Origin of the sequence: Brenneria sp. L4-2C, from assembly GCF_040240335.1 — a bacterium.
In the GTDB taxonomy this organism is placed as follows: Bacteria; Pseudomonadota; Gammaproteobacteria; order Enterobacterales; family Enterobacteriaceae; genus Brenneria.
This window is the reverse complement of the sequence record NZ_JBEIAC010000005.1, coordinates 95499-122481: the sequence shown is the minus strand read 5'-3', so window position 1 is coordinate 122481 and position 26983 is coordinate 95499. Positions and strand designations below refer to the sequence as shown.

Genomic DNA, 26983 nt, shown 5'->3' with positions numbered 1-26983 from the left:
GAAACAGGGGCTTATGGCTGGACGAATTCCACGCGTATTTATTAATGATCTGCTGGCTCGCACCGACATCGTCGATCTCATTGATGCGCGTGTCAAACTGAAAAAGCAGGGCAAGAATTATCACGCGTGCTGCCCGTTCCACCACGAAAAAACCCCCTCATTTACCGTAAACGGCGATAAGCAGTTCTATCACTGTTTCGGCTGTGGCGCTCATGGCAACGCCATCGACTTTCTAATGAATTATGATCGTCTTGAATTCGTTGAAAGTATTGAAGAATTAGCCGCCGCATATGGCCTTGAAGTACCCTATGAAACCGGCACCGGCCCAACCCAGCTTGAGCGTCATCAACGACAAAGTTTGTATGAGTTGATGGGGCAACTGAGCGAGTTCTATCAGCAGGCGCTGAGTCAGTCTATCGGCTCGCAGGCGTTGCATTACCTGCAACAGCGCGGGCTGAGCGCCGAAGTGATTAGCCATTTTGCCATTGGCTTCGCACCCGCCGGCTGGGATAACGCCTTAAAGCGCTTCGGACGCAACAATGATGACCGCAGCACATTGAACGATGCGGGCATGCTGGTGACTAACGAACAAGGGCGTACATACGACCGTTTTCGCGAACGCGTCATGTTCCCTATCCGTGATAAGCGGGGACGGGTGATTGCCTTTGGCGGACGGGTATTAGGCGACGGCGTGCCGAAGTATCTGAACTCGCCGGAAACGGAAATTTTTCATAAAGGCCGCCAGCTCTATGGCCTGTATGAAGCGCAGCGCAACCATCCTGAACTGAAGCGGTTGCTGGTTGTTGAAGGGTATATGGATGTGGTTGCCCTGGCGCAGTTTGGTATTGATTATGCGGTTGCGTCGCTGGGAACCTCCACGACGGCCGACCATATTCAGTTGCTGTTTCGCGCCACCGACCAGGTCGTCTGCTGTTATGACGGCGACCGCGCCGGACGAGAGGCGGCATGGCGCGCGTTGGAAACTGCGCTACCCTACTTAAACGATGGTCGGCAGCTACGCTTCATGTTTTTGCCGGATGGCGAAGATCCCGACACGCTGGTTCGTAAAATAGGCAAAGAAAGCTTTGAACAGCGAATGGAACAGGCTTTACCCCTGTCGCAGTTCCTGTTTGAAACCTTGCAACAACAGGTGGACATGAGCTCGCCCGATGGTCGGACGAAGCTCAGCACGCTGGCGCTGCCCTTGATTGGTCAGGTTCCAGGTGAAACGTTACGCTTATATTTACGTCAGCAGTTGGGCAATAAACTGGGGATTCTGGACGACAGCCAGCTAGACCGGCTGCTGCCGAAAGTGGCCGAACATGCTCTCCCCTACCAGCCGCCGCAGCTAAAAGTCACAACTATGCGTATACTTATAGGGCTATTAGTTCAGAACCCGAGGCTTTCAGCGGAAGTACCGGAATTGGCGCTGGAAGGAATAGAAGAGAGCAAAGTGGCTGGCCTGAGCCTGTTTCAGGATTTGGTAAAAACCTGTAATGCCAGTCCGGGAATGAATATGGGTTTGCTGCTCGAAAAATATCGAGACAGTAAATACCGGAAGCAGCTTGAAACCATGGCTTCCTGGAACCATATGATTGATGAAGATGAACTGGACGACAAATTCAGGATCAGCCTGGCGGAACTCTACGATCAACTGCTGAGTCAAAGGCAGGAAACATTAATCGCCCGCGAAAGAACGCATGGGCTTAACGCCAAAGAGAAAAAAGAGCTTTGGTCATTGCAACTGGCTTTAACCAGAAAAAACTGATTACCGAGGCTTAATTGCCGATAAATAGCAGGGTAGAACCTTGCAAAGAGCCGCTACAGGGTCCGCGGCGATTAGAAAAAAAGCCCTAATGTTATTGTTGGCGAATGACGCCGACCAACACCAACCCAAATACTCTGAAGTGTGGATACCGTCTTATGGAGCAAAACCCGCAGTCACAGCTAAAGCTACTTGTCACCCGTGGTAAGGAGCAAGGCTACCTGACCTATGCTGAGGTCAATGACCATCTGCCGGAAGATATCATCGACTCCGAGCAGATCGAAGACATCATCCAGATGATTAACGACATGGGCATCCAGGTGATGGAAGAAGCACCTGATGCAGATGATCTGTTGCTGGCAGAAAATACCAACGACGCGGATGAAGACGCGGCAGAGGCTGCTGCTCAGGTGTTATCCAGCGTTGAATCGGAAATCGGCCGCACCACCGATCCGGTTCGCATGTACATGCGTGAAATGGGTACCGTTGAATTGCTGACGCGTGAAGGCGAGATCGATATCGCCAAGCGTATCGAAGACGGTATCAATCAGGTTCAGTGCTCTGTTGCCGAGTATCCGGAAGCGATCACCTATCTGCTGGAACAGTACGATCGCGTCGAAGCCGGCGAAAGCCGCCTATCCGATCTGATTACCGGATTCGTCGACCCGAACGCGGAAGAAGATATCGCGCCAACGGCCACTCACGTCGGTTCCGAACTCTCCACGGAAGAGCTGGATGACGACGACGATGATGAAGACGACGACGATAGCGATGACGACAACAGCATCGATCCTGAACTGGCTCGTCAGAAATTCGCCGAATTGCGTGAACAATATGAAACGACGCGCCAGGTTATTAAGGCCAACGGCCGCAGTCATGCAAAATCGGCACAGGAAATTCTGAATCTGTCCGAAGTCTTCAAACAGTTCCGTCTGGTGCCGAAACAGTTCGATTTCCTGGTTAACAGCATGCGTTCAATGATGGACCGCGTGCGTACCCAGGAACGCCTGATCATGAAGCTGTGCGTTGAACAGTGCAAAATGCCGAAGAAAAACTTCGTCACCCTGTTCGCCGGCAATGAAACCAATGACTCCTGGTTTGTTGCCGCCGTCGCCATGGCTAAGCCCTGGTCTGAAAAGCTGAGCGTCGTGGAAGAAGACGTGAAGCGCAGCCTGCAAAAACTGCATCAGATTGAAGAAGAAACCGGTTTAACCATTGAACAGGTCAAAGACATCAACCGTCGCATGTCGATCGGCGAGGCGAAAGCACGTCGGGCGAAAAAAGAGATGGTTGAAGCGAACTTGCGTCTGGTTATTTCCATCGCCAAGAAATACACCAACCGCGGCTTGCAGTTCCTCGATCTGATTCAGGAAGGGAACATCGGTCTGATGAAAGCGGTGGATAAGTTTGAATATCGCCGCGGCTATAAGTTCTCGACCTATGCCACCTGGTGGATCCGTCAGGCCATTACCCGTTCCATCGCAGACCAGGCGCGCACCATCCGTATTCCGGTGCATATGATTGAGACCATCAACAAACTCAATCGTATTTCCCGTCAGATGTTGCAGGAAATGGGCCGTGAGCCAACGCCGGAAGAACTGGCTGAACGCATGCTGATGCCGGAAGATAAAATCCGCAAGGTGCTGAAGATCGCCAAAGAGCCGATTTCGATGGAAACGCCGATTGGCGATGACGAAGATTCGCATCTGGGCGACTTTATCGAAGATACCACGCTGGAGCTGCCGCTGGATTCCGCCACATCGGAAAGCCTGCGTTCGGCGACGCACGACGTGTTGGCCGGTCTGACCGCGCGTGAAGCGAAAGTTCTGCGTATGCGCTTCGGTATTGATATGAATACCGACCATACGCTGGAGGAAGTCGGTAAGCAGTTTGACGTTACCCGTGAACGTATTCGTCAGATCGAAGCGAAAGCGTTGCGTAAACTGCGTCACCCAAGCCGTTCTGAAGTGTTGCGCAGCTTCCTGGACGACTAATTCGTTAGCGGTATGATGTCTCTGAAATAACCCCGGATTACCGGGGTTATTTTTTATCGACCTTACCAACCAGCCCGTTTTTTATCTGCTTTCATATAGCACTTGATACAACGCCTGATAAGACTCGACCAGCGACGCCAGCGTCGCACGGTTCAGTCCGCTGGGATTCGGCAGCACCCACACCTGCGTTTTGCCGATCGTCAACGTCTGACGCCCCCATTCAACCTTCCTGATGCCGAAAGCCTGGCTGAACGCTTGCTTGCCCAATACCGCAAGCGCCTGGGGCTGATAGCGCTTTATCTTTTCAATAACGGCTTCACCGCCCAGTGAAAGCTCACTCCGTTTCAATTCAGTCGCTTCCACCGTAGGGCGATCCACCAGCATGGTGATGCCGCATCCGCTATCCAACAGATGCCGCTCCTCTTCAGGCTTGAGTAAACGTGCGGTGAATCCGGCCTGATGGATCACTTTCCAGAATCGATTGTTCGGATTGGCGAAATGATAACCATGATGAGCGGTCGATAATCCCGGATTGATGCCGCAGAAAACGACCTGAAGATTGGTTGCCAGAATATCCATGAACATGACGTCCCCTTTATGGCGTACTTTCCGCTGTTATCGCAAAATCTGACAATAATAACAACAAGCTATCCTGCATAGAAAACAAACATCCGGCCGAACAGCTATAGACCTCCCCCCACAGATTACCGTATAATCGTCGCCCGTCCGGCCCCTTAGCTCAGTGGTTAGAGCAGTCGACTCATAATCGATTGGTCGTTGGTTCAAACCCAACAGGGGCCACCAGAATTTCAAGGAGTTAGATGAGAAATCATCTGACTCCTTTTTTTTCCTGATTTTTGTCCGGGCAAGCAAGATAGCGATACCTATCCGGTTACGACAGTCGCGGGTTACGAACTCCGCGGAAACCGTACCGTCGCAAACACCAGTTCATCGCCTTGATGATGCGCGTAAACCGGCTCATCTGCCTGCGGGGGCGGATCTACCGGGTCGCCCACGGACGTTTCCACCAGTAATGCGGCAAGTCTTGCCATCAGGCGCGCGGGCAACTCATCACTCACCGCATAGGTCACCGATTTCGCTTCACGGGTGGCATACACCAGCCCCGCCTCACGCAATACCGCCAGATGTTGGGAAAGGTTCGGCTGACGAATGTTCAACTGAGTTTCCAACGCCGATACCGTTTGCGGCTGTTGATGCAGCAACAATGCAATATGCAGTCGGATCGGATGCCCCAGCAGCCGCAGCAATGCCGCCATCTCTTCGCATTGAGTTTCCGTGATCATCGCGGGTTTCCTTTTTCCGCGGATTGTGGATTCGTACAGGTTTTGTAATACCAGTCTGGCGCATTGTCATCCCCCAGCCGGGCGAGCGCGCCTTCCACGGTACGCGGCGGCGGCACAATAATGTCCTCGCCGGGCTGCCACTCCGCCGGCGTATAATACGGCAGCTCATAACTGAGCTTTATCGCTTCAAGCTGGCGCAATAACTCCTGAATTGAACGGCCCGTAGAGATGGGATACCAGTTGATCGACTGAATAACCCCTTTGGGATCAATAAGAAATGTTCCCCTTACCGTACCCGATGAATGTGAGTTACGCGACAACATGCCAAACGCCCGCGCCACGGCCATTGAAGGGTCTTCGATCAGCGGGAAAGGAATATCGACATTGAAATTGACCTTAATGCTATTCAGCCAGGCAAGGTGCGAATAAAGCCCGTCGACCGATAATCCCAACAACTGGCAGTTCAGCGCTTCGAAACGCGCGACATTCTGGGCAAAGGCGATCAACTCACTGGTACAGACGGGCGTGAAATCCGCAGGGTGTGAAAACAACAGCACCCACCGCCCGCGATAATCACTCAGGCGGATGTCGCCATGGGTCGATCGGGCGACAAAATCAGGAGCTTCATCATACAAAAATGGCGGGATGCTACAGTCAGGCGATGGCGTATCTTGTTCTGTCCGGATCATAAATCATTTTCTCTGTATACATTCAACACATTCAATATTTCATATATATAAACAGCCGTCACGGGATTGTTTTATGCATATATCAGCAAAACAAAGCTTTTTTATGTCGTTTTCATATCAATATCGCTAAGTGATAGTAGGTAAAAGGCGACATCGCTGCGTTACTTCGCCTTATACATATAAAAATACTTAATTGAGAACACCTGCTATGCATAACACAACACCGGGGCTGATCGTGCCGCCCCTGACGCCGTTCGACGCACAATTGCGCATCGACGAAACCCTGCTACGCCGTCAAATTGACTACGTAGTGGAAGAGTGCGATGCCAACGTTGTCATCGCCGCGGGCGTAGAAGCCCAGGAATATACCTGCCTGACGCTGGAACAGCGTAAGTGGCTGATTGCCAGAACCATTGAGTTTGTCGATGGCCGTCGCCCTGTTGTCGCCGGCATTTCTCATCCTTCATTTCGTATCGCGCTGGAACTGGCCCACCATGCGGCTGCGCTGGGCGCGCAGGGCGTACAGCTTCTCGCGCCTCAGCGCCCTTCCGGCGGCATTCCGTCCGGCGACGACCAGATAAACTACTTCTCTTATATCCTGCGTGAAACAGACCTGCCCGTCATGCTCTACCTCAACGCCGGGCCGGGTGCGGACGTCTCCATCGATACCACGATCGAACTGGCTCGCCTGCCGGGCATTGCCTGGATTAAAGAGAGTTCACGAGATTTATCCCGGGTGTCGCGTCTTATTGAGCAAATAGATAAAGCCGGACTGGCCCGCTATTACACCACAATGCAGATGTTGCTTATCACCCTTGAGTTGGGCGGTTCCGGCGCCACCATGCCGCCCCCAGCCGCCGTGCTGGGGCGTAAATTAATCAACGCCTGGCAGGCAGGCGACCACGCGCGCGCGCGCGCGTTACAGCGCCAGTTTTCGGTGTTTCCCGCCCAGTGGATGAAACACGGTCTGACACCGGTAATGAAAGCCGCACTGTGCTGGCTGGGCGAATCTATCGGTGACCCCTATCCCCCTTTTGCGCCGTTACGCGGCCAGGATAGGGAAAGTCTGGAGCAATACCTGAACACCACCGATTTAACGCGCCAGGAGAAATAACATGCTTAACATTAAACGCTTATCCATCACCGAAGCCGATGTGTTGATTGAAGGGGCCGTGCTGAAATCCCAGGAGCTGGATATTCCGATGTGCATTGCGGTAACGGATGAGTCCGGCCACTTGATTGCCTTCCGTCGTATGGATGGCGGCAAAATCACCAGTATTTCCATTGCGGTGGATAAAGCCTTTACCGCCGCCACTGCCCGTAAACCTACCCATATTTACAACCAGTTGTGCGTTTCCGGGCAGCCGACGTTCGGAATCCATATTACCAACGGCGGACATTTCTCGATTATTGGCGGCGGATTTCCGGTCACCGTCGAGGACGATATTGTCGGCGGTATCGGCGTCAGCTCCGGTACGGCGGCAGAAGATAGGGTGGTGGCTGAAGCCGCTCTGGCGTATTTCCATCGGCAATTGCGGTATACCCCATGATGCTGAAGATAGACGCACTGGACTTTGCCGCCAGCGGACAGCAGATCCTGCAAAACGTCAGTCTGCATGTGGCGCAAGAAGAGTTTGTCAGCATCGTTGGCCCCAGCGGTTGCGGCAAAAGCACGCTGCTAAATTTTATCGCCGGGCTGGCCCCGCTACAGGCGGGCGAAATCACGCTGGCGCCTCATACGTTGGGTTATATGTTCCAACAGCATGGGCTGCTGCCGTGGCGTACCGTGCGCGACAATGTGGCGCTGGGGCTGGAAATCATCGGAGCGGAGCAGGCGGATATCCGCGCCCGTAGTGAGCAGATTATTGCTGAAATGGGGCTTGCCGGTTACGAAGATCACTATCCGGCGCAAATTTCCGGCGGCATGTGTCAGCGCGTGTCGCTGGCGAGAACCCTGGTCACCAGACCTGATCTGATCCTGATGGATGAACCCTTTGGCGCCCTCGACGCCCAGACACGCATTTTTATTCAGGAAATGTTCAACCAGTACTGGGAAAAGCATAAGAAAACCGTGCTGTTCGTCACCCACGATCTGGCGGAGGCGATTTTTTTATCTGACCGCATTCTGGTGATGGGCACCCGGCCAGGTCGGGTCGTGGCGGAATATAAGGTGGATATTCCGCGACCACGGAATTTTGACCAGTTGCGGACCGCCCCCCGCTTCAACGAACTGCTGAGCGCCACCTGGCAGGACATCAAAAAGCACGCACGCATGGGGACTGAACGCCATGAATGATCGGCAAAAAATACGGCTGATTCAGATTATGTTGCTGACCGGCGGCCTGACTCTGTGGGAAGCAGGCGTGCGTGGCGGACTGTTTAACCCTTTCTGGGTCAGCAGCCCGTGGCAACTGGCAAGCGCATTCTGGCAGTCGTTGCTGAAAAACGAAATCAGTTTCCACCTTGGCGTCACGCTGCTGGAGGCATTAACCGGCCTGGCGGCAGGCGCCGCAGCCGGCATATTGCTAGGGCTGCTGCTCGGCATGAGCCGCTTTATCGGTAGTGCTCTGGAGCCATTTATCATCGCGTTGAACTGTCTGCCGCGGGTAGCGCTAGCGCCGCTGATTGTGATGTTTGTCGGCATTGGCTTTGCGTCCAAATTCCTGCTGGCGTTTTCGCTGGTGGTGGTACCGATGATGATCAACACCTGGGAAGGCATCAAATCCGTCGATCAGATCCAGTTAAATCTGATGAAGGTACTGCGCGCCAGCCGCTGGCAATTGTTTCGTAAGGTGTTGCTGCCTAACTGTATTCCCTGGCTATTTTCCGGCCTGCGGGTCTCACTCTCGTTCGCCATTATCGGCGCCATCGTCGGCGAGTTTATCTCAGCACGCGCAGGCATCGGTTACATGATGGACGAAGCCGCCGGCGGGTTTGATACCACGGGAATGTTGATGCCGCTGGTGGTGCTGATGCTGGTTTCTTTCGCTCTGGATCGCGGCCTTCTCGCCCTTTCCCATCGCTTCTTACACTGGCGTCACCACGCCCGTTGACTCACTGACTAATAAACCGGAGCCACAATGAAAAAATTATCTCTCGCCACATTACTTCTCACTGGGCTACTGACGGGCCAGGCGCTGGCTGAATCGCTGCATATCGGCGTATCTAATCGTTCACTGCTCGGTTTACCGATCGTTATCGCTAAAGAGAAGGGCTTCTTTGAACAACAGGGACTGGACGTCGCCATCGACTATTTCGCCGGCGGCGTACCTGCCACCGCAGCGTTAATCGGCGGTTCGGTACAGTTCATTGACGTTGCCTTTGAAAACAACATTAAGGCGGTGAAAAAAGGCCAGCCGATTATCAGCATCGTCAACCTGCAAACGGATTTTGCCGGCGCGCTGGTGGTACGCCGTGACGCGCTGAAGGGCCTCGATCACCCTCCCACGGTAAAAGATCTGAAAGGACTGCGAGTCGGTACGCTGGCACGCGGCGGTTTCGCCGATGTCTCCATGCGCTATATCGCCAAAGACGCCGGGCTGGATCCGGAAAAAGATCTGATCCTGACTCCGATTCGCGGCGCCGACAGGCAGCTTACCGCCGGCGAAGCCGGGGAAATCGATGCGGCGTTCGTCATGGAGCCGTGGAATGTCATCGCCGTGGAAAGCTCCGGAAAATGGGATTATGTACTGGATCTCACCAAAGGCCAGGGGCCAGATGTGTTCCAGGGGCTGGGTTATACCACGTTGCAAACCACCCGCGACTATGTGAAAGAGCATCGTGATACCGCGGATAAGGTAGTGAAAGCGCTGGTGGCCTCGCTGCACTACATCGTACAGCCGGAAAACATCAATACGGTAGCGGAGATCGCCAATAAAGAGTACGGCAACCCAGGAGTAGAGGTGATCAAAACCTCGCTACAGCGCCAGTTACACACCTTCTCACCACAGCTTTCAGAAAGCGCATTGCAGAAAACCGGCCACCTGTTGCTGGAAAGCAAATCCATTGAGGCGCCGTTACCTGCGTTCAGCGAGGTGGTCGATACCTCTTTTGCGCCGCTGTGGAACGTGCAATAACCTCTGTCGGAGAAAATCACCATGACGAAACAGCTCACCCCGCTCGATTACCCGGACAGCCCTCTGTCGCTGGCCATACGTCAGCCTCTGATGCTGGGGCTTTTTCTGCCCACCCAGACGGGGGGCTTCTCTCAGTCCACATACCCTCGTGAGACGGATTGGTCATTTGACTACAATGCAAAACTGACGCTGACGGCAGAACGCCACGGTTTTGATTTTGTGTTCAGCCTGCAACAGTGGGTACAAAAAGGCGGTTTCGGCGGCGAAGCGCATTACCGGGAGAATTTCCTCGATCCCTTTATTACCACCGTGGCGTTAAGCTCGCTGACCAAACGAATTATTACCATTTCAACGGTAAATGTGCTGTACGGCAATCTGCACCCGTTGTATCTGGCGCGTTTCGCGGCGACGGCCGATCATATCGCTCAGGGCCGTTTTGGGCTGAATATCGTCACCGGCTACGATGCCAAAGAGCCGCTGATGTTCGGCATGACGCGCCCCGACCACGATACGCGTTATCAACAGGCGGGCGAATTTTCCCAGGTGATGGAAATCTTATGGCATGGCGAAGATAACCTGACGTTCAACGGTCAGTATTATCAGTTGCAGCAGGCATATATCTCTCCGCGCCCGCGCTATGGCCGCCCGATTATGGTTTCCGCCAGCGCTTCGCCCGCGGGGTTCCATTACGCCGCACAACATTCGGACATTGTGTTTACGTCTAGTCCGGCGGGGGCGGTGTTGGATCAGGCGCTCCCTGCCCTGCCCGCACATACGGAAAGCATCCGCGCGGCATATCGCAAAACCGGGCGTGAAGCGAAAATCATTATCTTCCCACTGATTATTTGCCGTCCGACGCGCGAAGAGGCGCTGGCATACCGTGATGCGATTGTTGAACGCGCGGACAGAGAGTCCATCGCCGCCTACACCGCACGCCATAGCGGTGGCGACGCCCATGGCTGGAAGCAGCACTACCCGGCGGATCGCGTGCTGGGCGGGCATATCCAGATTGTCGGTTCCCCCGCCGACGTCGCCGATGCTCTGGAGCAACTGCACCAGGCCGGTATTGATGGCGTGCAGATCGGTTTTTATGACTATGAACCAGAGCTGGCGTTTTTCGCCGCCGAAGTGCTGCCGCTGCTGAAAATCCGTGGTCTGAGGCGGGACGACCAATGAGCGAGGGATTAATTCTTAACGTCACAGTACTGGGTCTGGGGATGCATCCCGCCGCCTGGCGATACGGCGAACGCGCCGGAGATGCCTACCTGCAAAGGGATTACTACCAGGACATCGCCTGCACCGCAGAAGAAGGCAAACTCCACGCCGTGTTTCTCGCCGATACGCTGGCCGCGGGTGAAGAAGCCTATCAGCGCCCCAACCTGGGGGCGATGGATCCGGTAACGGTCTTAGCCTCACTGACGGCGGTGACAACACATATCGGGCTGGTCGGCACCGCCTCAACCACCTTTAACGATCCGTTTAACCTCGCTCGGCGCTTTATGAGTCTGGACCATCTCAGTCACGGACGGGCAGGCTGGAATATCGTCACTACCTTTGTACCCGACGTGGCGGCGAATTTCGGTCAACAGGCGTTACCGCCCGGCGAGGTACGTTATCAGCGGGCGGAGGAGTTTGTCGATGTGGTGCGCGCACTATGGGCAAGCTGGCAGCCGGATGCGCTTATCGCCGATAAAATCAACGGCATTTTTGCTGATCCGACGCGTATCCACGCCATTCATCACCAGAGCGCACATTTTAATGTTCAGGGGCCGCTCACTCTTCCGCCTTCGCCTCAAGGCCGGCCGATACTGTTCCAGGCCGGATCTTCCACGCCAGGGCGGGCGTTGGCGGCACGCACGGCGGATGTGATATTCACCGCGCAAAATACCTTAAACAGCGCGCAGGATTTTTACCGTGATATGCAACAACGCGCACAGTTGCACCGTCGCCAGTTAAAGATTCTGCCCGGACTGATGCCGATTATCGGCGCCACAGAAAGTGAAGCGCTGGCGCGCAAGGCGCAACTCGATGCGCTAAGCGGCGACAGCGAACTGAAAAAGCTGGCGCTGCGACTGGGGATTTCCGTCAATGATCTGCACCTCGACCAGCCGCTACCGGTGGAAAAAATCCTCGCTAATCACGCATTTCGCGGAGCTGAAGGCTTCCGCCAGGCCGCGATTCGCCTGGCGACAGAAGAAAATCTGACGGTACGGGAACTGTTATATCGCAATGGCGGCGGACATTTACAGGTTATCGGCACGCCACAGCAGATCGCTGATGTTATCGAACACTGGTTCCGTCATCACGCGGCCGATGGTTTTAACCTGATGATCGACTCCCTGCCTGATGGCCTGCACCGTTTTGTCGAGTCCGTCGTACCGTTATTGCAAAAACGCGGGCTGTTCCACAAGGACTATGCAGGGCGCAGCTTACGAGAAAATTTGCGGCTTAACCGCGAGGAGAATACCAATGATTGACTACCGCTTTGATAATCGCGTTGCCCGCCTGACGCTGAACACGCCACAGACCGGCAACCGCTTCACCCGGCAGTTAATGCTGGATTTTATCGCCGGCATCCGCAAGGCCGCGGAGCAAAAAGCCGACGTGCTGGTGATTGACGCGAAAGGCGATGATTTCACGCTGGGACGAGATCAGAGTGAACGACTGCCTGATGTCCCGCTGCGTCAAAACCTGGGACTTATCCTTGAAGCCAATGCCGCCTTGCGCAACTTTCCTGGCGTCAGCATCGCGCTGATTCAGGGGCCGGCGCTGGGATTTGGCTCCGGACTCGCGCTGCACAGTACGATTTCCCTTGCCGTCCAAAGCGCGCAGTTTGGTTTTGATGAAATTGCCCATAATCTGGCGCCGCTGATCGTGGCGGCCTATCTGCCTTATTTTATTCCGCCGCGCGCGGCGGAAGAACTGCTGCTGACCGGACGGCGAGTCGACGCCGAAGAGGCGCTACGCCTTGGTTTAATCAGCCGTATCGTGGCGGATGATGCGCTGCAATCCAGCGCCGATGCGCTTATCGAATCACTGCTTCATTCCTCTGCCGCGGCGCGCGTTATCCGCCGATATACCCAACGCCTGCCAGGTTATCCCTCTGCGGAATTAAGCCGGCAGGCAGTAGAAGATCTTGCCCTCTGGGTAGAACAGGGGAAACCCTGAGCCAAAATCCGCCGCCGGACGCGGCCGATGGCTCGCAATCAGCCGTATCCGGGCAAGATTACTTTTCCTTCTGCTTCGCCAACCAGGCCTGCATCTGGTCGATTTCCGGCTGCTGCGCGTTGATAATATTTTCCGCCAGCTTGCGTAGCTCCGGGTCTTTACCGTATTTCAACTCCGTTTTTGCCATCTCTATCGCCCCCTGATGATGCGCAATCATCCCTTTGGCGAACGCCACGTCAGGGTCGCCGGACTGCATGCCTTCCTGCATCTGGGCGTGCATCTGATCCATGCCCTGCATATAAGCCTGCTGCGACTCGGTCGGATGCGCGGCATGATGGCCGCTGTGCGCGCCGTCGGCTGCAAAAGCAGACAAGGGAAGCAAGAGACCGCCCAGGATCACTAAATGTATTTTCTTCATCATTACCTCTATTTCCAGCCGTTCGGGATACCCGGTTAAAGGTAGGGCTTCCCCTTAGGGGAAGGTCAAGAAAACCCGCTGAAAAATATCCGTCGGTGATTCGTCGCATGCCTGATAAACCTGATTCAGGCGAAAGGAAGAGATAGCATCGTCATCAAGCGGGAAACGGCTTTCGTTCGCCAGGCGATAAGAAAAACCGCCGGACCTATCCAGCGCGATAACTCACAGCGATGGATAAATCCGGCGGTCTTAAGGATGATGCCGTTGCTTACTCAGCCGGCAATGGCTTAGCGTCTGGCAAGGGTTTAGCGTCCGGTTTTGGCGGCTGCGTCAGACGTTTTTCAAAATTATCGTTGTACTGTTTTTTCTGCTCAGGCGTCAGAATATTATAAATCTTGTTCTGGGTTTCCAATCGGCTCAGCTGTTGCGCTTTGCGCGCGGCGTCGGCCTTATCCAACTGCGCCTGCGCTTTTGCCGCGTCAAAGGTATCGGATGCGATCAGATTATGGATTTCCCGGCGTTCCTCCGCGATGGATTGACGCGCCTGGTCGTGAGAGGCCTGCAATATCTCTTTCACTTGCTGTTTCTGGGCCTCGGTCAGGTTCAGCTCTTTGAACGGCGCCTCATGGTGCGGGCCGCGCGGGCCTTTGCCGTCTTTTACCACTCTGGCTTCATGATGACCTTTGGGCGCATCATCAGCGTGAGCGATACCTGCCGTCCCCAACGCCAACGAAGAGGCGATCAGAAGTGCTGTTAATTTACGCATAATTTATCCTTCTATCAGGTGAACCATTGACGATCATTGTCGTGCTATCGGAAGGAAGTATAGGCCCCACAGTTTCAGTTAATTAGAGCAAGGGTAAATATCTGCAAGCCATTCATTCACATTTCTGGCAAATATGAAGAAGATGAAGATAATTTGCAGGAAATCGACAGGATTACGTTAAGCCGCACATAATCCCTCAGCCAGAACAGAGACCGCCGGGAAGATTAAGGCAGCGAATGGAGAAACGCTGACGCGTCTTTTGCCAGCGCATCAAGATGGGCGCTGATAATTTTGACTTTATGCAGCAGCGGATTTCGCTCCGGCGAACTATCCACCGCGTTCAACTGGGCGACAAGCTGTTTAATCTGATCGTCAAGCTGTGTTTCACGCTGCCTGGCCTGCGCCAACTGCTGCTGTAGACGCTGATAATCCTGCTGCCAGATCCGCTGCTGTTGCTGCACGCTGCGCTCCAGTTCCTGAAACGCGCCGTCCAGTCGTGTCTCCAATTCTTCAATCCACATAGAGATTCCTTCGCCTGATTATCTCGCGAATTATAATGGCACTCTCCCCCAACAACAAACAATCTAGCCAGTCATTATCCATACGTGCGCTTTTTCGCATCCCGCTGACTGGAGCCAGGGCGCATCGGCAATCGAGTGCGCCCCGCCACGCGGTCTAGCGGGTCGTTGCGGTTTTCACCGCCCGCAGCACGACAAATTTTGCGTTGCCGGCGATCACTTCGCAATTGCCGAACAAACGCTTCAGTTTGTGAAAATAATCCAGATGACGATTGCCGACGATGCGTAATTCTCCCCCGACCTCAAGACAACGGCGGGAGTCGAGGAACATTTGCCAGGCGATATGATCGGTGACGGCCTGCTGCTGATGGAACGGCGGATTACACAGCACCGCCTGCAAGCTGTCCCGCCCCACGCCGGACAAGCCGTGATTGACGGCGAATCCACAGCGCGCCATATCCTGCGGACGATTAACGTCAACATTCATCCGGCTGGACGCTACCGCCATATAAGATTCATCAAAAAAGCTGACGGCCGCATCCGGGTTAAGCGCCAGCGCCGCCAGCCCAATCACCCCGTTACCGCAGCCTAAATCGACGATTTTCCCATCGATATCCCGCGGCAGATGCTGCATAAAGAAACGCGCGCCGATATCCAGCCCGCCGCGTGAAAACACATTGGCGTAGTTGTGGATGCGGTAACCATACTCTTCCAGTTCCCAGACCGTCGTCGGCGACTGCCCGCCCACTTGCAGATCCGCGACTTCACAATGGATCAAGCGCGCTTTTTTCCAGGCGAGCGACGTTTTTGTCGGCCCGAGGATGCGTTCGAACAACTGTAATGTCGAGGTATGAATATCGCGCGCCTTGGCGCCTGCGATAATGCGCGTCTGCGGCGTGACCACCGTTCTCAGCTTGCGTAGCTGATATTCCAGCAGCGCCATGGTTTTCGGTATCTTGATCACCACCAATGCGGGCGCATCGGGTAAATCCGCCAGACTGTCCAGCAGTTCCACGGCACCGGCCTTAACGTCGTTCAATGCCAGGTTATGCCGGGTGGCCAGTTGGCTCATGTAAGAGTCGCTGATGCTCACCGGCGATTGAGCCTGCAATCCGCAGGCCAATGCGCCGAAGGCATCATTAAAAATCAGCCGCGGCCCAGGCGCGACCTCCATGGATGAAAGCTCGCGCAGCAAAAACTCATCCGCCGCTTCCCACGCCTGTAACGCCGTGTTATCTGCTACCTGAGGATAACGCACCAGCGTCAGATTACGCGTTTCCAATTCGAGCTGGCTCATCGGCCCCTCCAGAATCACAAAATTTGCGCTGTTTATCCCTTAAAATGGCGCGCCAGTAAATGTTTTTACCCGATAACGCGGCAAAAACAGCGTTAATTGTACGTCAACGATCACACTACCTTGCAATTTTGCGCAAATCACGCTTTCCTTAATGGGCAGACTTCGATGTGATAGCGACGATATTTATTTGACCTGGATCATAAATTCGCCTATCGTCTGACCAGCAAAGGGGAGTAACTTTTCCGCCGGTTAATCGTCATTACGGTGCGTCACGCATCCGGTTACCGGGCAACTTTAATCAGATTACTGCATTAATGTTGTAAGTGAGACCTTGCCGGAAGGCGAGGTGCATTTGCAGCTTTAATGATAAGCGGCCAGCGCCTTTCGACGTTGGCCGTTTTTTTGTTTTCGTTTAAAGGATATTGCTATGCACACCATTGGCACGCCATGGTTATGGGGCAGCTTCGCCGTTATTGTTATCGTTATGCTGGCCATCGACCTGCTCTATCAAGGGCGTAAGGGATCGACGGTAATGACATTCAAACAGGCCGCCGTCTGGTCCATTGTTTGGGTGACGCTTTCTTTGCTGTTCAATGCGGGCTTCTGGTGGTATCTGGACGGTACGCTGGGGCGCGAGGTCGCCAATACGCAATCGCTGGCCTTCCTGACCGGTTACCTGATTGAAAAAGCGCTGGCCGTCGATAACGTATTCGTCTGGCTGATGCTGTTCGGCTATTTCTCCGTTCCGCCGCAATATCAGCGCCGGGTGCTGGTTTACGGCGTGTTGGGCGCGATCGTTCTGCGAACGCTGATGGTCTTCGGCGGCAGTTGGCTGGTGACGCAGTTCCAATGGCTGCTGTACGTGTTCGGCGCATTTCTGCTGTTTACCGGCATCAAAATGGCGCTGGCCAAAGAAGACGGCAACGACATCGGCGACAAACCGATGGTACGCTGGCTGCGCGGCCATTTACGCATGACCGACCGCATTGAAAACGATCGGTTCTTTGTTCGCCGTAGCGGATTGCTGTACGCCACGCCGCTGTTTCTGGTGCTCATCCTGGTCGAAATCAGCGATGTGATTTTCGCCGTCGACAGTATCCCGGCGATTTTCGCCGTGACGACCGATCCCTTTATCGTATTAACCTCAAACCTGTTCGCCATTTTGGGTCTACGCGCCATGTACTTCCTGTTGGCCGGCGTGGCGGATCGCTTCTCCTTGCTGAAATACGGCCTGGCGGTCATTCTGGTATTCATCGGCGCCAAGATGATGCTGATCGACCTCTTCCATATTCCAATCGCCATTTCGTTGGGCGTGGTTGCCGGCATCCTGATCGTCACCATGCTGATTAATATTTGGGTCAACCGCCGCCAGGCGCGATAACACCCGCACCTCACGCTTGCCGTACAGCAATGCCTGTACGGCGCCGCGCCAAAATTCGACACAAGGCAGAAAAAACGTTTCTGCCTCTTCTCCTTGTATCATTTTTTCATATACTGACACGCGCAAACATATTTGGTTACGGAATAGAAAGAAATCCGGCGCTACGGCCGTCAGAGATTTCACGCCCGTAAAACACAATCACACAAACGGAAACGGCCTCGCTGGCAATACTATGGAAAATCAACAGTCACGTTTTTTGCAGTACATTACTCGCGGTAGTCTGGTTCAACAGATACTGATCGGACTGGCGGCAGGCATTATTCTGGCCTCGGTATCAACCCAGGCCGCCGCTGCCGCCGGTTTATTAGGCACGCTGTTCGTCGGCGCCCTGAAAGCCGTTGCGCCAGTGTTGGTGCTGGTGCTGGTCATGGCGTCCATCGCCAACCACCAGCAGGGCCAGAAAACCAATATCCGCCCGGTGCTGATGCTTTACCTGATCGGAACCTTCTCGGCGGCATTGATTGCCGTGATACTGAGCACCCTATTCCCTTCCACCCTGGCGCTCAACGCGCAGGCGGAAGACATTACGCCGCCAACCGGCATCGTGGAAGTGCTGGAAGGGCTGTTGATGAGCATCATCGCTAACCCCATCCACGCGCTGCTGCACGCAAACTACATCGGCATTCTGGTGTGGGCGGTGGGATTAGGGGTCGCGTTCCGTCACGCGGCGCCAAGCACCAAAACCCTGATCGCCGATGCCTCCAACGCGGTCACGGTGATCGTCCGCGTCGTTATCCGCTTCGCGCCGTTGGGGATCTTCGGTCTGGTGGCCTCGACGCTGGCTGAAACCGGGTTCGGCGCATTGTGGGGTTATGCGCATCTGCTCACGGTGCTGATCGGCGGCATGTTGCTCGTCGCGCTGGTTATCAATCCGCTGATCGTTTATTGGAAAATCCGCAGCAATCCTTATCCGCTGGTACTGCGCTGCCTGCGCGAAAGCGGCGTCACCGCCTTCTTCACCCGCAGTTCCGCCGCCAACATTCCCGTGAACATGGAACTGTGCCGCAAGTTGAATCTGGATGAAGACACCTACTCCGTCGCCATCCCGCTGGGCGCCACCATCAATATGGCGGGCGCCGCCATTACCATCACGGTGCTGACGCTGGCCGCCGTCCACACCCTGGGGATTCACGTCGACATCCCCACCGCGCTGCTGCTCAGCGTCGTGGCGTCCATTTGCGCCTGTGGCGCTTCCGGCGTCGCCGGCGGCTCGCTGCTGCTGATCCCGCTGGCTTGCAGCATGTTTGGTATCTCCAACGATATCGCCATGCAGGTCGTGGCCGTCGGCTTCATTATCGGCGTCTTGCAGGATTCGGCGGAAACCGCGGTGAACTCGTCAACGGATGTGATCTTTATCGCCGCGGTCTGCCAGGCGGAAGAGGCCAAGCTGGCGAAACAAGAACAGCTGAGCACGTTGTAATCATGGCAAGGGATAGCCATTGCTCGCGCCGGCTATCCCGCCGCCTGGAAAACCGGGCGGAACGTCCACGTCTGTCAGGGAATGACGGAAGATAACTCAGGCCTTGCCGGCCTCTTTTCTCTCCGCCTTAAACGGATCGATACCGCGTTTCTGCATCCGCCAGAAACGGATAATATTAAATCCGTTCATCAGCAAAAAACTGCCTTCAATCATCGAACCGCCAATCGAGCCCAGCCAGATATTATGCGCGACCCAGCATGCGGACGAACACCATATCATGCAGCGCGTGGTTAAACCGGAAGTGCGAAACAGCGCCCAGGTGCTGGAGATCGTCCCTAATATCGGCAACAGTTCCATCGCATGCCGCAGACTGGTCAGGCCGAAAACCAGCGTCAGAGAAATAAACACAAACATCACGACGATATTATGCGTTTTGATTGCTATCACGGTACGCGTGGCGTTCAGCATCGCGCTGGCTCCCGCCGCATTCGCCCCCATGAGGAAAAAATGACAACCAATAACCGCGCTATAGACCGCAAGCTGTATCTTGAATCTCTGGTCATTGCGATTAAAGAACATGGTTATACCGACCAGAAAGGCCAATATCCCCACCGACTGGGCAAACCAATAATGCGTCATGACCTCTGCCTATAAAAACGACGACGAAAAACCAAACGGCGTCATATAAATGAAACGCCGTTTTATTTTAAATGCAATGCAGAGAGTTTACAACGCTGCGCCATAGCGGTTTCACAACTCGATGGCGAAATAATTTTTAGCGTTATCAAAACAGATGTTTTTCACCAGTTCCCCCAACAGCGGCAGGTCGGCTGGCGCTTCCCCGTCCTCCACCCAGCGTCCGATCATCTGGCATAGAATACGGCGGAAATATTCATGACGAGTATAAGACAAGAAGCTGCGGCTGTCCGTCAGCATCCCCACGAAGCGGCTCAATAACCCGAGTTGCGCAAGCTGGGTCAGTTGACGCTGCATTCCGTCTTTCTGATCGTTAAACCACCAGCCGGAACCAAACTGCATCTTGCCGGGCGTGCCTTCCCCCTGAAAATTACCCACCATGGTGCCGATCACTTCGTTATCGCGCGGGTTCAGGCAATACAGGATGGTTTTCGGCAGGTTATTGTCTTTAGCCTGCGCATCCAGCAAACGGGAAAGGGGCTGCGCCAACGGCAGATCGTTAATGGAATCGAAACCGGTGTCCGGCCCGATAAGCCTCAACTGACGGCTATTGTTGTTACGCAGCGCGCCGATGTGGTACTGCTGCACCCACTCGCGACGGTGGTATTCGCTGCCCAGGAATAACAGCACGGCCGTTTTAAACTGCGCCGCTTCTTCCGCCGTCGGTTTGCCGCCGCTCAGGCGACGGGACAGGATGGCATCCAGCGTAGCGTCATCCGCTTCGCCGTAGACCAGCACATCCAGTCCATGGTCGGAAACTTTACAGCCGTGCGCGGCAAAGTGATCCAGCCGTTTTTTCAACGCATCGCGCAGATCGCCAAAGCGACTGATCGAAGTATTGGATGCCGCCTCCAGTCGATGCATGTAATCAACAAAGCCGTCCGCTTCGATATTGAACGCTTTGTCCGGACGCCAGCTCGGCAGCACTTTAATCGGGAAACCGCTGTCCCCGGCGATGGCTTTGTGATGGCGCAGGTCGTCAATCGGATCGTCGGTGGTACCCACCATTTTCACGTTCATTTGCCGCATGATGCCGCGAGCCGTGAATTCATCTCGTTCCAGCAACGCATTGCCGCGCTGCCAGATATCTTTCGCCGTTGACGGGGACAGCAGCGTGCCGGTAATGCCGAACGGACGGCGCAGTTCCAAATGCGTCCAGTGATAGAGGGGGTTACCGATAGTATGCGGAACGGTCGCGGCCCAGGCTTCGAATTTTTCCCAGTCGCCGGCATCGCCCGTACAAAAACGCTCGGCCACGCCATTGGCCCGCATCGCCCGCCATTTGTAATGATCGCCCTTTAACCAGATGTCATACAGATTCTTGAAGCGGTAGTTTTCTGCGATTTGTTCCGGGGGTAAATGACAGTGATAGTCAAAGATAGGCTGATTGACGGCATAGTCATAATACAACCGACGGGCAAAGGCGCTATCCAACAAAAAATCTTCACTGAGAAACTGAGGCATAATTTTTTTCCTTACCGTGCGCGGTATGCCCCGATGGGCTGGCCGAAGAAAGATGTCATACCAATCATGCTGGATCTTACATATCATTAGTGAGGTCATGATCGCAAAATCCTCACAAACGGCGCACTACCACAGATTTTTGCTCTCTTTCTGTGTGACATCTCCTTTTTAACGCCAACGCTGTTATTCCTGAGGAAATTTAAGTGGTATAACAAATCATCATCTGAAAATTAACCAGATAGGCATTCAGGCCCGACGTAGTACAAGGACCGTCATCTATCTAAGAGCAGGCATCATGGAATTTACCGAACCCCGACGTCTCTATCGGCAACTGGCCGCTGAGTTAAAGCAGCGTATCGAAAGCGGCGTTTATCCGGTCGGCGAGAAATTACCCGCGGAACGCTATATTTCTGAAGAAATGAACGTCAGCCGCACGGTGGTGCGTGAAGCCATCATCATGCTGGAAGTGGAAGGCTATGTTGAAGTTCGTAAAGGTTCGGGCATTCATGTCGTTGCCAACCAGCGGAAAAACCTGCCGACTCATAACGCGGATATCGAATTCGCCGCCGCAGGCCCGTTTGAACTCCTTCAGGCCCGTCAGTTAATTGAAAGCAATATCGCCGAGTTCGCCGCCACGCAGGTTACCCGACAGGATATCGTGCAATTGCTGGAAATTCAGGAACACGCCCGTCAGGAAGCCCGCTCCCGCAATTCGCAATGGGATCTGAAATTCCATGTGCAGGTCGCCTTGTCCACGCAAAACTCGGCGATGGCGACCATCGTCGAAAAGATGTGGAGCCAACGCGTACACAACCCATACTGGCGCAAACTGCACGAACATATTGATGATAAATCGATCGATAGCTGGTATGAAGAACACGACGAGATCCTCAAGGCGCTGATTCGTAAAGATCCTCGCGCGGCCAAACTCGCGATGTGGCAGCATCTGGAGAACACCAAACAAATGCTGTTTCGCGCGACTACCGACGACTTTGAATTTAATGTCGATCGTTATATGTTTACGGAAAACCCGGTCGTCCATTTGGATCAAATCAGCGGCAACAAACTCTGACGCAAGTCGTGCTATGCGGCGTTTTTTGCGCGGGCAATAAAGTCAAAAAGCGTCGACTTCTGTCAGCCAGTGTAAAATGTGGCGAAAACATCGTTATTTCCGCCATAACATGCCTTAAATCAACTCGATTGCTGTGATATTTTCCTGTCTCAGCATCACCTGTTTTGTTACAGTTAGAAGGTCTTTTTTACGCTTAATTGGTGGCTTTGGGGGAAAAACGCGCCAATGGCCGAGAATTCATGCCCAGCGTGATTTGGCCTGGATCTCCGCCAAATAGGCTGATGATGCAAGCAAAAGCAGAAATTCTCTCAGACCCCGTATTATCATCGACATGACGCAATCAAAAAATTATTAAGAAAGACCTTGGATTGCGTCATTTACTATTACTATTTCAACAAGCAGGAAGGGGCCGAGTCATGCAGCGAACGCGTCTGCGGCTTGAAAGATGACCGGTATAGACCGAATCTACCCACACCACGACCGGGAGCGCTCGCATCGCCACGGGTTAATGTAATGCAGCAGTATTAGGAATACCGGATGGATATTATTAAAGAACTGTTAAACGCACTCTGGCTCCAAGATTTCGATGTTTTAGCCGACCCTAAACTGGTGTGGACCATCTACATTTTACTGTTTTTAATTCTTTTTTTAGAAAATGGCTTATTACCCGCGGCGTTCTTGCCGGGTGATAGCTTACTCATTCTGGTCGGCGTGCTGGTGGCCAAAGGCACCATGAATTACCCATTTACCATCGTTCTTCTGACAACCGCGGCCAGTCTGGGATGCTGGGTCAGCTATATTCAGGGAAAATGGCTGGGTAATACGCGAATAGTGCAAAGCTGGCTGTCGCATCTGCCCGCCCACTATCATCAGCGGGCGCATCAGCTTTTCCATCGGCACGGGCTTTCCGCGTTATTAATTGGGCGTTTTCTGGCATTTATACGTACACTGTTACCGACCATTGCCGGATTGTCCGGCTTAAATAACGCCCGTTTTCAGTTCTTTAACTGGATGAGCGCGCTGTTGTGGGTGGTCATTCTGGTGACGCTCGGTTTTGCATTAGGGAAAACCTCGGTCTTTCGCAAATATGAAGATGAACTGATGTTTTTTCTGATGATGCTGCCGCTGGCGTTGCTGTTTATCGGTCTGTTTGGATCCCTGTTTGTGCTTTGGCGTAAAAAGCGTACCGCTAGCGCGGGAAAAGGAAATTAACGGTGTCGACCCGCTGGTTTTACCGTAAAAAATTATGGCGTATTGTGCTGCTGGCGGCGTTGCCGCTCATCGCGCTGATGCTGGTTGCGCATCGTCCTCAGGATGAGGCGATGCTGCACATCCAGCCGCTTTATCATGGCGCGGCGCTGCCCGACGGTTTCTACATCTATCAACGATTAAATGAACGCGGTATCGAGATAAAAAGCATCACGCCCGCGAAGGACAGTCTGATTGTACGTCTGGCGTCGCCGGCGCAGAGCGTGGAGGCCAGAGATATTTTGCGCCTCTCATTGCCGAAAGCGAATATCACCACGCAACAAACCCTCGCACCGACCCCTTTCTGGCAGCAAAAGCTGACGCAAAAACAGTCTAAATTAGGATAAGAAATTGAAAAAACATTATTTGATGGCCCTCGTATTGGCGTTTTCCGGCAACGCGCTGGCTCAGGCGGCGAATATACAAAGCGGCTGTATACAAAAAGAACAGGATATTCAACGCCAAATCGAGCATGCGCGTCAAAACGGCAATCAGCAGCGTGTCGCGGGATTGCAAAGCGCGCTGGATGGAGTCAAAGCAAATTGCAGCGATGAAAAGCTGGCCGCCGAGCATCAGAATAAAATTGCGGAAAAGCGCGCCAAAGTCGCAGAACGTCAGCGGGAGCTGGAAGAGAGCCGGCAAGACGGCGATACCAAAAAAATCCGGAAAAAAGAGAAAAAGCTGGCTGAAGCGGAGCAAGAATTACAGGCGTTGCAAAAAAAGTAAAGATGAAAGGGATACAATAAGTTATCAGCACTAACTGCCACACATCGCCAGGCAGAAATTGAAATTTAGTCTATAGTTAATATCCTAGGCTTATAACATAAAGGTTATCTAAGATGGCTAAAGACCAAAGTTCCGAGATTTTACGCGCTGAATTGAAATCACTGGCGGATACACTGGAAGAAGTATTAAGCTCCTCCAGCGATAAATCCAAATCGGAATTGGATAAGCTTCGCAGTAAAGCTGAAACAGCTCTGAAAGAAACACGTTCTCGCCTGAGTGATACCGGCGATCGTATCGCCACCCATACTCGTGAAGCGGTGGGATATGCGGATGACTATGTCCGTGAAAATCCGTGGACCGGCGTGGGGATCGGCGCAGCCGTTGGCGTCGTACTTGGCGTCCTGCTTGCCCGTCGTTAATTGCCCTGACCATTATGACTGATAAACAACGACAAGGCCCCGCTAGCGGGGTCATATCCTCCGCGCAACGCATCATCACCATTATTGTCAGTATGGTTGAAACTCGCGTTCGCCTGGCGGTTATCGAGCTGGAAGAAGAGAAAGCCAATCTGATTCAGTTGCTGATAATGGCCGGGCTGACGTTGCTTTTCGCCACCTTTGGTTTAATGAGCCTGATTGCATTGATTATTTGGGGAATCGATCCTCAATATCGCCTGTTTGCATTAGGGTGCATTACCGCCGCGTTGCTTGGGTTATCCCTCATTCTCGGCATATGGACCTTGCTAAAGGTGCGGCGACCGACGCTACTCAAATCAACCCGTAAAGAATTGGCAACCGATCGTGCGCTGTTGGAGGACGAATCCAAATGAGTCAGCAGCGTGATAAAGAAAAAATCCTGCTGCTACGTAAAATCCAACAGCAAAGGCTGGATTTATCGGCGAATAAACAATACCTGCTGAAATCGACCGCCCCGATCGATCGCTATTGGGGCAATTTAATGCAATGGCGAAAGTATTGGGTCGTCGGTACCGGTCTTATCGCTGTTTACGGCATACGCCATCCCAGTCGGCTAATCCTTTGGGGGCGTCGCGCGATTGGTTTGTGGGGGACGTTTCGTTTTCTTCGCAAAACCCTCGCCCTCCCCCGTCGCTAGCCGCGCGCATCCTGGTTGCCCTGTGGCAACCTTCTTTTATTATTTTATTAGGCGCTCGCTTTGCTTGCGTCCGTTATAGCGACAAACCAAACATCAATTTTTCTGAAATAAACCGACAATTATACTCGCTGTAACCTTATGCCATCTCCCGATAGTATTACCCTCATGACCTGGCGGCAGGACATTTTTCCTTAAACACCTGCTACTAACATACACATGGCGATAAAAGCCGTTGAAGAAATACATTGGAGAGATGATGAAAAATTTAGAAAGTATTGCTCTGTTAGTTGCTCGTATTTTAATGCCTATTCTGTTTATCGTGGCGGGTTATGGCAAGCTGGGTGATGCTTATGCCGGGACTCAGCAATATATGCAGGCCATGGGCGTTCCCACGTTCCTGTTGCCGCTGACGATTCTGCTGGAACTCGGCGGTGGTCTGGCGATCCTGTTTGGTTTCCTGACCCGCACCGTGGCGCTGTTCACCGTGGCTTTCACCATACTGACCGCGCTGATTTTCCACACTAACTTTGCGGAAGGCGTCAACCAGGTCATGTTTATGAAAAACCTGACTATCGCCGGCGGTTATCTATTATTAGCAGTGACCGGTCCTGGCTTATACAGTATCGACCGTCTGCTGAACAAAAAGTGGTAAGGAAAACCATTTCCTGCCAGACCGATAAACAGAACGGCGACAAGACGTAGCCCTACGCGCTTGTCGCCGTTCCCTATGGTTTAATCAACGGGAGGATCCATGGGACAACTGGTTGACGGCGTATGGCACGACACCTGGTATGAAACCAAATCTACCGGCGGTCGTTTTAAGCGTTCAGAATCACGTTTCCGTCACTGGATTACGCCAGACGGGAAACCGGGCATGACCGGCGACGGCGGGTTTCAGGCGGAGTCGGGGCGTTATCATCTGTATGTTTCCCTCGCCTGCCCCTGGGCGCATCGCACCTTGTTGATGCGCCATTTAAAAGGGCTGGAGACGCACATTCCCGTTTCGGTAGTACACCCGTTAATGCTGGACCAGGGTTGGACATTCGGCACCGATTTCCCCGGCGCCACCGGCGACTCGCTCTATCAGCATGAATTTCTCTATCAGCTTTATCTGCACGCCAGTCCCGACTATAGCGGGCGGGTTACCGTACCGGTACTGTGGGACACCGTAAAACATACGATAGTCAGTAACGAGTCGGCTGATATCATCCGCATGTTCAACAGCGCTTTCGACAATATCGGCGCGCAGCCGGGAGATTACTATCCGCCGGCGCTGCAAGCCCAAATTGATGAGCTGAACGGCTGGATCTATGACAAGGTGAACAACGGCGTGTATAAAGCCGGCTTTGCCACCAGCCAGTCGGCCTATGATGAGGCCGCCACAGAAGTTTTTGCCGCCTTGTCCCGGTTGGAATCGATTCTGGCACAGCAACGTTATCTGACGGGGAGAGATCTTACTGAAGCCGATTTACGGCTGTGGACGACGTTGATACGCTTCGATCCGGTCTACCATACGCATTTCAAGTGCGACCAATACCGCTTAAGCGATTATCCGAATCTGTATGGCTTTTTACGCGATATCTACCAGATGCCCGGCGTGGCCGATACCGTCGATATGGCGCACATTCGGCACCACTATTACCGCAGTCACGGCACCATCAATCCACACGGGGTGATATCGTTAGGCCCTGCGCAGGATCTGAACAGCCCCCATGGGCGGGAAACGAAATTCGCCGGCCAATAGATAAATAAACAGGGAAGACGTGGAAACATCTCGTCTTTCCCTGTATTCCTGTTCACGGCGGGAA

General features: G+C 53.6%; 30 protein-coding genes and 1 tRNA gene. 22 read left to right on the top strand and 9 right to left on the bottom strand.

Translation table 11 applies throughout. The annotated features are described in order from the left end of the window. The first annotated feature begins 13 nt into the window (after window positions 1-13). Complete coding sequence (dnaG, locus tag ABRZ26_RS10060; RefSeq protein WP_319604128.1) at window positions 14-1768, top strand: DNA primase; 1755 nt, start codon at window positions 14-16, stop codon at window positions 1766-1768. 155 nt (window positions 1769-1923) lie between these two features. Beyond that, a complete protein-coding gene (gene rpoD / locus ABRZ26_RS10055) occupies window positions 1924-3759 on the top strand; it encodes an RNA polymerase sigma factor RpoD (RefSeq protein ID WP_319604127.1) in 1836 nt (611 codons plus the stop codon). Between the two features lie 81 nt (window positions 3760-3840). On the opposite strand, the gene mug is transcribed toward rpoD, so the two are convergent. After that, window positions 3841-4344, bottom strand: a complete 504-nt coding sequence (gene mug, locus ABRZ26_RS10050; RefSeq protein WP_319604126.1) for a G/U mismatch-specific DNA glycosylase — start codon at window positions 4342-4344, stop codon at window positions 3841-3843. 143 nt (window positions 4345-4487) lie between these two features. Here mug and ABRZ26_RS10045 point away from each other — a divergent pair. Beyond that, window positions 4488-4563 (top strand) — tRNA-Ile (locus ABRZ26_RS10045). Between the two features lie 104 nt (window positions 4564-4667). Here ABRZ26_RS10045 and ABRZ26_RS10040 read toward each other — a convergent pair. Next, window positions 4668-5063, bottom strand: a complete 396-nt coding sequence (locus ABRZ26_RS10040) for an ArsR/SmtB family transcription factor (protein WP_319604125.1) — start codon at window positions 5061-5063, stop codon at window positions 4668-4670. Next, window positions 5060-5752: a peroxiredoxin gene (locus ABRZ26_RS10035; RefSeq protein ID WP_319604124.1), complete on the bottom strand. Its 693-nt coding sequence runs from the start codon at window positions 5750-5752 to the stop codon at window positions 5060-5062. The genes ABRZ26_RS10040 and ABRZ26_RS10035 overlap by 4 nt, the downstream gene beginning before the upstream one ends. Before the next feature lie 208 nt (window positions 5753-5960). Here ABRZ26_RS10035 and ABRZ26_RS10030 point away from each other — a divergent pair, with 208 nt between their 5' ends. From ABRZ26_RS10030 to ABRZ26_RS09995, 8 genes are read left to right on the top strand one after another with little or no spacing between them, the layout of a single operon-like run. Beyond that, on the top strand, window positions 5961-6866 hold the full coding sequence (locus ABRZ26_RS10030) for a dihydrodipicolinate synthase family protein (RefSeq protein ID WP_319604123.1): 906 nt from the start codon (window positions 5961-5963) through the stop codon (window positions 6864-6866). Window position 6867: 1 nt separating this feature from the next. After that, window positions 6868-7302: a GlcG/HbpS family heme-binding protein gene (locus ABRZ26_RS10025; protein ID WP_319604122.1), complete on the top strand. Its 435-nt coding sequence runs from the start codon at window positions 6868-6870 to the stop codon at window positions 7300-7302. Then, the gene (locus ABRZ26_RS10020) at window positions 7299-8048 is read left to right on the top strand and encodes an ABC transporter ATP-binding protein (RefSeq protein WP_319604121.1); all 750 of its coding nucleotides are present in this window, start codon (window positions 7299-7301) and stop codon (window positions 8046-8048) included. The genes ABRZ26_RS10025 and ABRZ26_RS10020 overlap by 4 nt, the downstream gene beginning before the upstream one ends. After that, window positions 8041-8805, top strand: a complete 765-nt coding sequence (locus ABRZ26_RS10015; protein ID WP_319604120.1) for an ABC transporter permease — start codon at window positions 8041-8043, stop codon at window positions 8803-8805. The genes ABRZ26_RS10020 and ABRZ26_RS10015 overlap by 8 nt, the downstream gene beginning before the upstream one ends. 27 nt (window positions 8806-8832) lie before the next feature. Beyond that, window positions 8833-9828, top strand: coding sequence for an ABC transporter substrate-binding protein (locus tag ABRZ26_RS10010; RefSeq protein WP_319604119.1), 996 nt, complete (start codon window positions 8833-8835; stop codon window positions 9826-9828). Between the two features lie 21 nt (window positions 9829-9849). Further along, on the top strand, window positions 9850-11004 hold the full coding sequence (locus tag ABRZ26_RS10005; protein WP_319604118.1) for an LLM class flavin-dependent oxidoreductase: 1155 nt from the start codon (window positions 9850-9852) through the stop codon (window positions 11002-11004). Further along, complete coding sequence (locus ABRZ26_RS10000) at window positions 11001-12305, top strand: LLM class flavin-dependent oxidoreductase (RefSeq protein WP_319604117.1); 1305 nt, start codon at window positions 11001-11003, stop codon at window positions 12303-12305. The genes ABRZ26_RS10005 and ABRZ26_RS10000 overlap by 4 nt, the downstream gene beginning before the upstream one ends. Further along, window positions 12298-12996 carry an enoyl-CoA hydratase/isomerase family protein gene (locus ABRZ26_RS09995; protein WP_319604116.1) on the top strand — a complete coding sequence of 233 codons (699 nt, stop codon included), beginning with the start codon at window positions 12298-12300 and terminating at the stop codon, window positions 12994-12996. The genes ABRZ26_RS10000 and ABRZ26_RS09995 overlap by 8 nt, the downstream gene beginning before the upstream one ends. Before the next feature lie 58 nt (window positions 12997-13054). Here the strand turns inward: ABRZ26_RS09995 and copM are convergent, their stop codons facing one another. From copM to rlmG, 4 genes are all read right to left on the bottom strand, one after another. Next, complete coding sequence (gene copM / locus ABRZ26_RS09990) at window positions 13055-13414, bottom strand: CopM family metallochaperone (protein WP_413556195.1); 360 nt, start codon at window positions 13412-13414, stop codon at window positions 13055-13057. A gap of 268 nt (window positions 13415-13682) precedes the next feature. Next, window positions 13683-14180 carry an ATP-independent periplasmic protein-refolding chaperone Spy gene (spy, locus tag ABRZ26_RS09985; protein WP_319604114.1) on the bottom strand — a complete coding sequence of 166 codons (498 nt, stop codon included), beginning with the start codon at window positions 14178-14180 and terminating at the stop codon, window positions 13683-13685. Window positions 14181-14404: 224 nt separating this feature from the next. Next, window positions 14405-14701: a hypothetical protein gene (locus ABRZ26_RS09980; protein ID WP_319604113.1), complete on the bottom strand. Its 297-nt coding sequence runs from the start codon at window positions 14699-14701 to the stop codon at window positions 14405-14407. A gap of 154 nt (window positions 14702-14855) precedes the next feature. Beyond that, window positions 14856-15995 (bottom strand): 23S rRNA (guanine(1835)-N(2))-methyltransferase RlmG, encoded by a 1140-nt coding sequence (rlmG, locus tag ABRZ26_RS09975; protein ID WP_319604112.1) that lies wholly within the window; start codon window positions 15993-15995, stop codon window positions 14856-14858. A 427-nt stretch (window positions 15996-16422) separates the two neighbouring features. Between rlmG and ABRZ26_RS09970 the strand changes: the two genes are divergently transcribed. Both ABRZ26_RS09970 and sstT read left to right on the top strand, forming a co-directional pair. Continuing rightward, entirely contained in the window at window positions 16423-17376 is a 954-nt protein-coding gene (locus ABRZ26_RS09970; protein WP_319604111.1) for a TerC family protein, read from the top strand. Between the two features lie 232 nt (window positions 17377-17608). Further along, window positions 17609-18856: a serine/threonine transporter SstT gene (sstT, locus tag ABRZ26_RS09965; protein WP_319604110.1), complete on the top strand. Its 1248-nt coding sequence runs from the start codon at window positions 17609-17611 to the stop codon at window positions 18854-18856. A gap of 96 nt (window positions 18857-18952) precedes the next feature. Here sstT and ABRZ26_RS09960 read toward each other — a convergent pair whose 3' ends face one another. Beyond that, window positions 18953-19495 (bottom strand): YgjV family protein, encoded by a 543-nt coding sequence (locus ABRZ26_RS09960; protein WP_319604109.1) that lies wholly within the window; start codon window positions 19493-19495, stop codon window positions 18953-18955. 111 nt (window positions 19496-19606) lie between these two features. Beyond that, on the bottom strand, window positions 19607-21016 hold the full coding sequence (gene uxaC, locus ABRZ26_RS09955; protein ID WP_319604108.1) for a glucuronate isomerase: 1410 nt from the start codon (window positions 21014-21016) through the stop codon (window positions 19607-19609). Between the two features lie 295 nt (window positions 21017-21311). Here uxaC and exuR point away from each other — a divergent pair, with 295 nt between their 5' ends. From exuR to ABRZ26_RS09910, 9 genes are all read left to right on the top strand, one after another. Next, a complete protein-coding gene (gene exuR, locus ABRZ26_RS09950; protein WP_319604107.1) occupies window positions 21312-22088 on the top strand; it encodes a transcriptional regulator ExuR in 777 nt (258 codons plus the stop codon). A 537-nt stretch (window positions 22089-22625) separates the two neighbouring features. Continuing rightward, the gene (locus tag ABRZ26_RS09945) at window positions 22626-23300 is read left to right on the top strand and encodes a DedA family protein (RefSeq protein WP_319604105.1); all 675 of its coding nucleotides are present in this window, start codon (window positions 22626-22628) and stop codon (window positions 23298-23300) included. A gap of 2 nt (window positions 23301-23302) precedes the next feature. Beyond that, entirely contained in the window at window positions 23303-23683 is a 381-nt protein-coding gene (gene mzrA / locus ABRZ26_RS09940) for an EnvZ/OmpR regulon moderator MzrA (protein ID WP_319604104.1), read from the top strand. A 22-nt stretch (window positions 23684-23705) separates the two neighbouring features. Beyond that, the gene (locus ABRZ26_RS09935; protein WP_319604275.1) at window positions 23706-24062 is read left to right on the top strand and encodes a DUF1090 domain-containing protein; all 357 of its coding nucleotides are present in this window, start codon (window positions 23706-23708) and stop codon (window positions 24060-24062) included. 113 nt (window positions 24063-24175) lie between these two features. Beyond that, complete coding sequence (locus tag ABRZ26_RS09930) at window positions 24176-24481, top strand: ElaB/YgaM/YqjD family protein (protein ID WP_319604103.1); 306 nt, start codon at window positions 24176-24178, stop codon at window positions 24479-24481. 14 nt (window positions 24482-24495) lie between these two features. Then, a complete protein-coding gene (locus ABRZ26_RS09925) occupies window positions 24496-24891 on the top strand; it encodes a phage holin family protein (protein ID WP_319604102.1) in 396 nt (131 codons plus the stop codon). Continuing rightward, window positions 24888-25175: a YqjK-like family protein gene (locus tag ABRZ26_RS09920; RefSeq protein ID WP_319604101.1), complete on the top strand. Its 288-nt coding sequence runs from the start codon at window positions 24888-24890 to the stop codon at window positions 25173-25175. The genes ABRZ26_RS09925 and ABRZ26_RS09920 overlap by 4 nt, the downstream gene beginning before the upstream one ends. Window positions 25176-25431: 256 nt before the next feature. Further along, on the top strand, window positions 25432-25827 hold the full coding sequence (locus ABRZ26_RS09915; RefSeq protein ID WP_319604274.1) for a DoxX family protein: 396 nt from the start codon (window positions 25432-25434) through the stop codon (window positions 25825-25827). 99 nt (window positions 25828-25926) lie between these two features. Beyond that, window positions 25927-26919 (top strand): glutathione S-transferase family protein, encoded by a 993-nt coding sequence (locus ABRZ26_RS09910; protein WP_319604100.1) that lies wholly within the window; start codon window positions 25927-25929, stop codon window positions 26917-26919. The last annotated feature ends 64 nt before the right edge of the window (window positions 26920-26983 follow it).

What these genes read in the sequence shown, in the direction of transcription:
- ABRZ26_RS10035 (WP_319604124.1), bottom strand. Translation starts at nt 5,752, where the DNA reads ATGATCCGGACAGAACAAGATACGCCATCGCCTGACTGTAGCATCCCG.
- spy (WP_319604114.1), bottom strand. Translation starts at nt 14,180, where the DNA reads ATGCGTAAATTAACAGCACTTCTGATCGCCTCTTCGTTGGCGTTGGGG.
- ABRZ26_RS09960 (WP_319604109.1), bottom strand. Translation starts at nt 19,495, where the DNA reads ATGACGCATTATTGGTTTGCCCAGTCGGTGGGGATATTGGCCTTTCTG.
- rpoD (WP_319604127.1), top strand. Translation starts at nt 1,924, where the DNA reads ATGGAGCAAAACCCGCAGTCACAGCTAAAGCTACTTGTCACCCGTGGT.
- ABRZ26_RS09945 (WP_319604105.1), top strand. Translation starts at nt 22,626, where the DNA reads ATGGATATTATTAAAGAACTGTTAAACGCACTCTGGCTCCAAGATTTC.
- copM (WP_413556195.1), bottom strand. Translation starts at nt 13,414, where the DNA reads ATGAAGAAAATACATTTAGTGATCCTGGGCGGTCTCTTGCTTCCCTTG.
- dnaG (WP_319604128.1), top strand. Translation starts at nt 14, where the DNA reads ATGGCTGGACGAATTCCACGCGTATTTATTAATGATCTGCTGGCTCGC.
- ABRZ26_RS10000 (WP_319604117.1), top strand. Translation starts at nt 11,001, where the DNA reads ATGAGCGAGGGATTAATTCTTAACGTCACAGTACTGGGTCTGGGGATG.
- ABRZ26_RS10020 (WP_319604121.1), top strand. Translation starts at nt 7,299, where the DNA reads ATGATGCTGAAGATAGACGCACTGGACTTTGCCGCCAGCGGACAGCAG.
- ABRZ26_RS10010 (WP_319604119.1), top strand. Translation starts at nt 8,833, where the DNA reads ATGAAAAAATTATCTCTCGCCACATTACTTCTCACTGGGCTACTGACG.
- mug (WP_319604126.1), bottom strand. Translation starts at nt 4,344, where the DNA reads ATGTTCATGGATATTCTGGCAACCAATCTTCAGGTCGTTTTCTGCGGC.
- rlmG (WP_319604112.1), bottom strand. Translation starts at nt 15,995, where the DNA reads ATGAGCCAGCTCGAATTGGAAACGCGTAATCTGACGCTGGTGCGTTAT.
- ABRZ26_RS09920 (WP_319604101.1), top strand. Translation starts at nt 24,888, where the DNA reads ATGAGTCAGCAGCGTGATAAAGAAAAAATCCTGCTGCTACGTAAAATC.
- ABRZ26_RS10030 (WP_319604123.1), top strand. Translation starts at nt 5,961, where the DNA reads ATGCATAACACAACACCGGGGCTGATCGTGCCGCCCCTGACGCCGTTC.
- ABRZ26_RS10015 (WP_319604120.1), top strand. Translation starts at nt 8,041, where the DNA reads ATGAATGATCGGCAAAAAATACGGCTGATTCAGATTATGTTGCTGACC.
- ABRZ26_RS09980 (WP_319604113.1), bottom strand. Translation starts at nt 14,701, where the DNA reads ATGTGGATTGAAGAATTGGAGACACGACTGGACGGCGCGTTTCAGGAA.
- sstT (WP_319604110.1), top strand. Translation starts at nt 17,609, where the DNA reads ATGGAAAATCAACAGTCACGTTTTTTGCAGTACATTACTCGCGGTAGT.
- ABRZ26_RS09910 (WP_319604100.1), top strand. Translation starts at nt 25,927, where the DNA reads ATGGGACAACTGGTTGACGGCGTATGGCACGACACCTGGTATGAAACC.
- ABRZ26_RS09935 (WP_319604275.1), top strand. Translation starts at nt 23,706, where the DNA reads ATGGCCCTCGTATTGGCGTTTTCCGGCAACGCGCTGGCTCAGGCGGCG.
- exuR (WP_319604107.1), top strand. Translation starts at nt 21,312, where the DNA reads ATGGAATTTACCGAACCCCGACGTCTCTATCGGCAACTGGCCGCTGAG.
- ABRZ26_RS09930 (WP_319604103.1), top strand. Translation starts at nt 24,176, where the DNA reads ATGGCTAAAGACCAAAGTTCCGAGATTTTACGCGCTGAATTGAAATCA.
- ABRZ26_RS09925 (WP_319604102.1), top strand. Translation starts at nt 24,496, where the DNA reads ATGACTGATAAACAACGACAAGGCCCCGCTAGCGGGGTCATATCCTCC.
- ABRZ26_RS10005 (WP_319604118.1), top strand. Translation starts at nt 9,850, where the DNA reads ATGACGAAACAGCTCACCCCGCTCGATTACCCGGACAGCCCTCTGTCG.
- uxaC (WP_319604108.1), bottom strand. Translation starts at nt 21,016, where the DNA reads ATGCCTCAGTTTCTCAGTGAAGATTTTTTGTTGGATAGCGCCTTTGCC.
- ABRZ26_RS10025 (WP_319604122.1), top strand. Translation starts at nt 6,868, where the DNA reads ATGCTTAACATTAAACGCTTATCCATCACCGAAGCCGATGTGTTGATT.
- ABRZ26_RS09970 (WP_319604111.1), top strand. Translation starts at nt 16,423, where the DNA reads ATGCACACCATTGGCACGCCATGGTTATGGGGCAGCTTCGCCGTTATT.
- ABRZ26_RS09995 (WP_319604116.1), top strand. Translation starts at nt 12,298, where the DNA reads ATGATTGACTACCGCTTTGATAATCGCGTTGCCCGCCTGACGCTGAAC.
- ABRZ26_RS10040 (WP_319604125.1), bottom strand. Translation starts at nt 5,063, where the DNA reads ATGATCACGGAAACTCAATGCGAAGAGATGGCGGCATTGCTGCGGCTG.
- ABRZ26_RS09915 (WP_319604274.1), top strand. Translation starts at nt 25,432, where the DNA reads ATGAAAAATTTAGAAAGTATTGCTCTGTTAGTTGCTCGTATTTTAATG.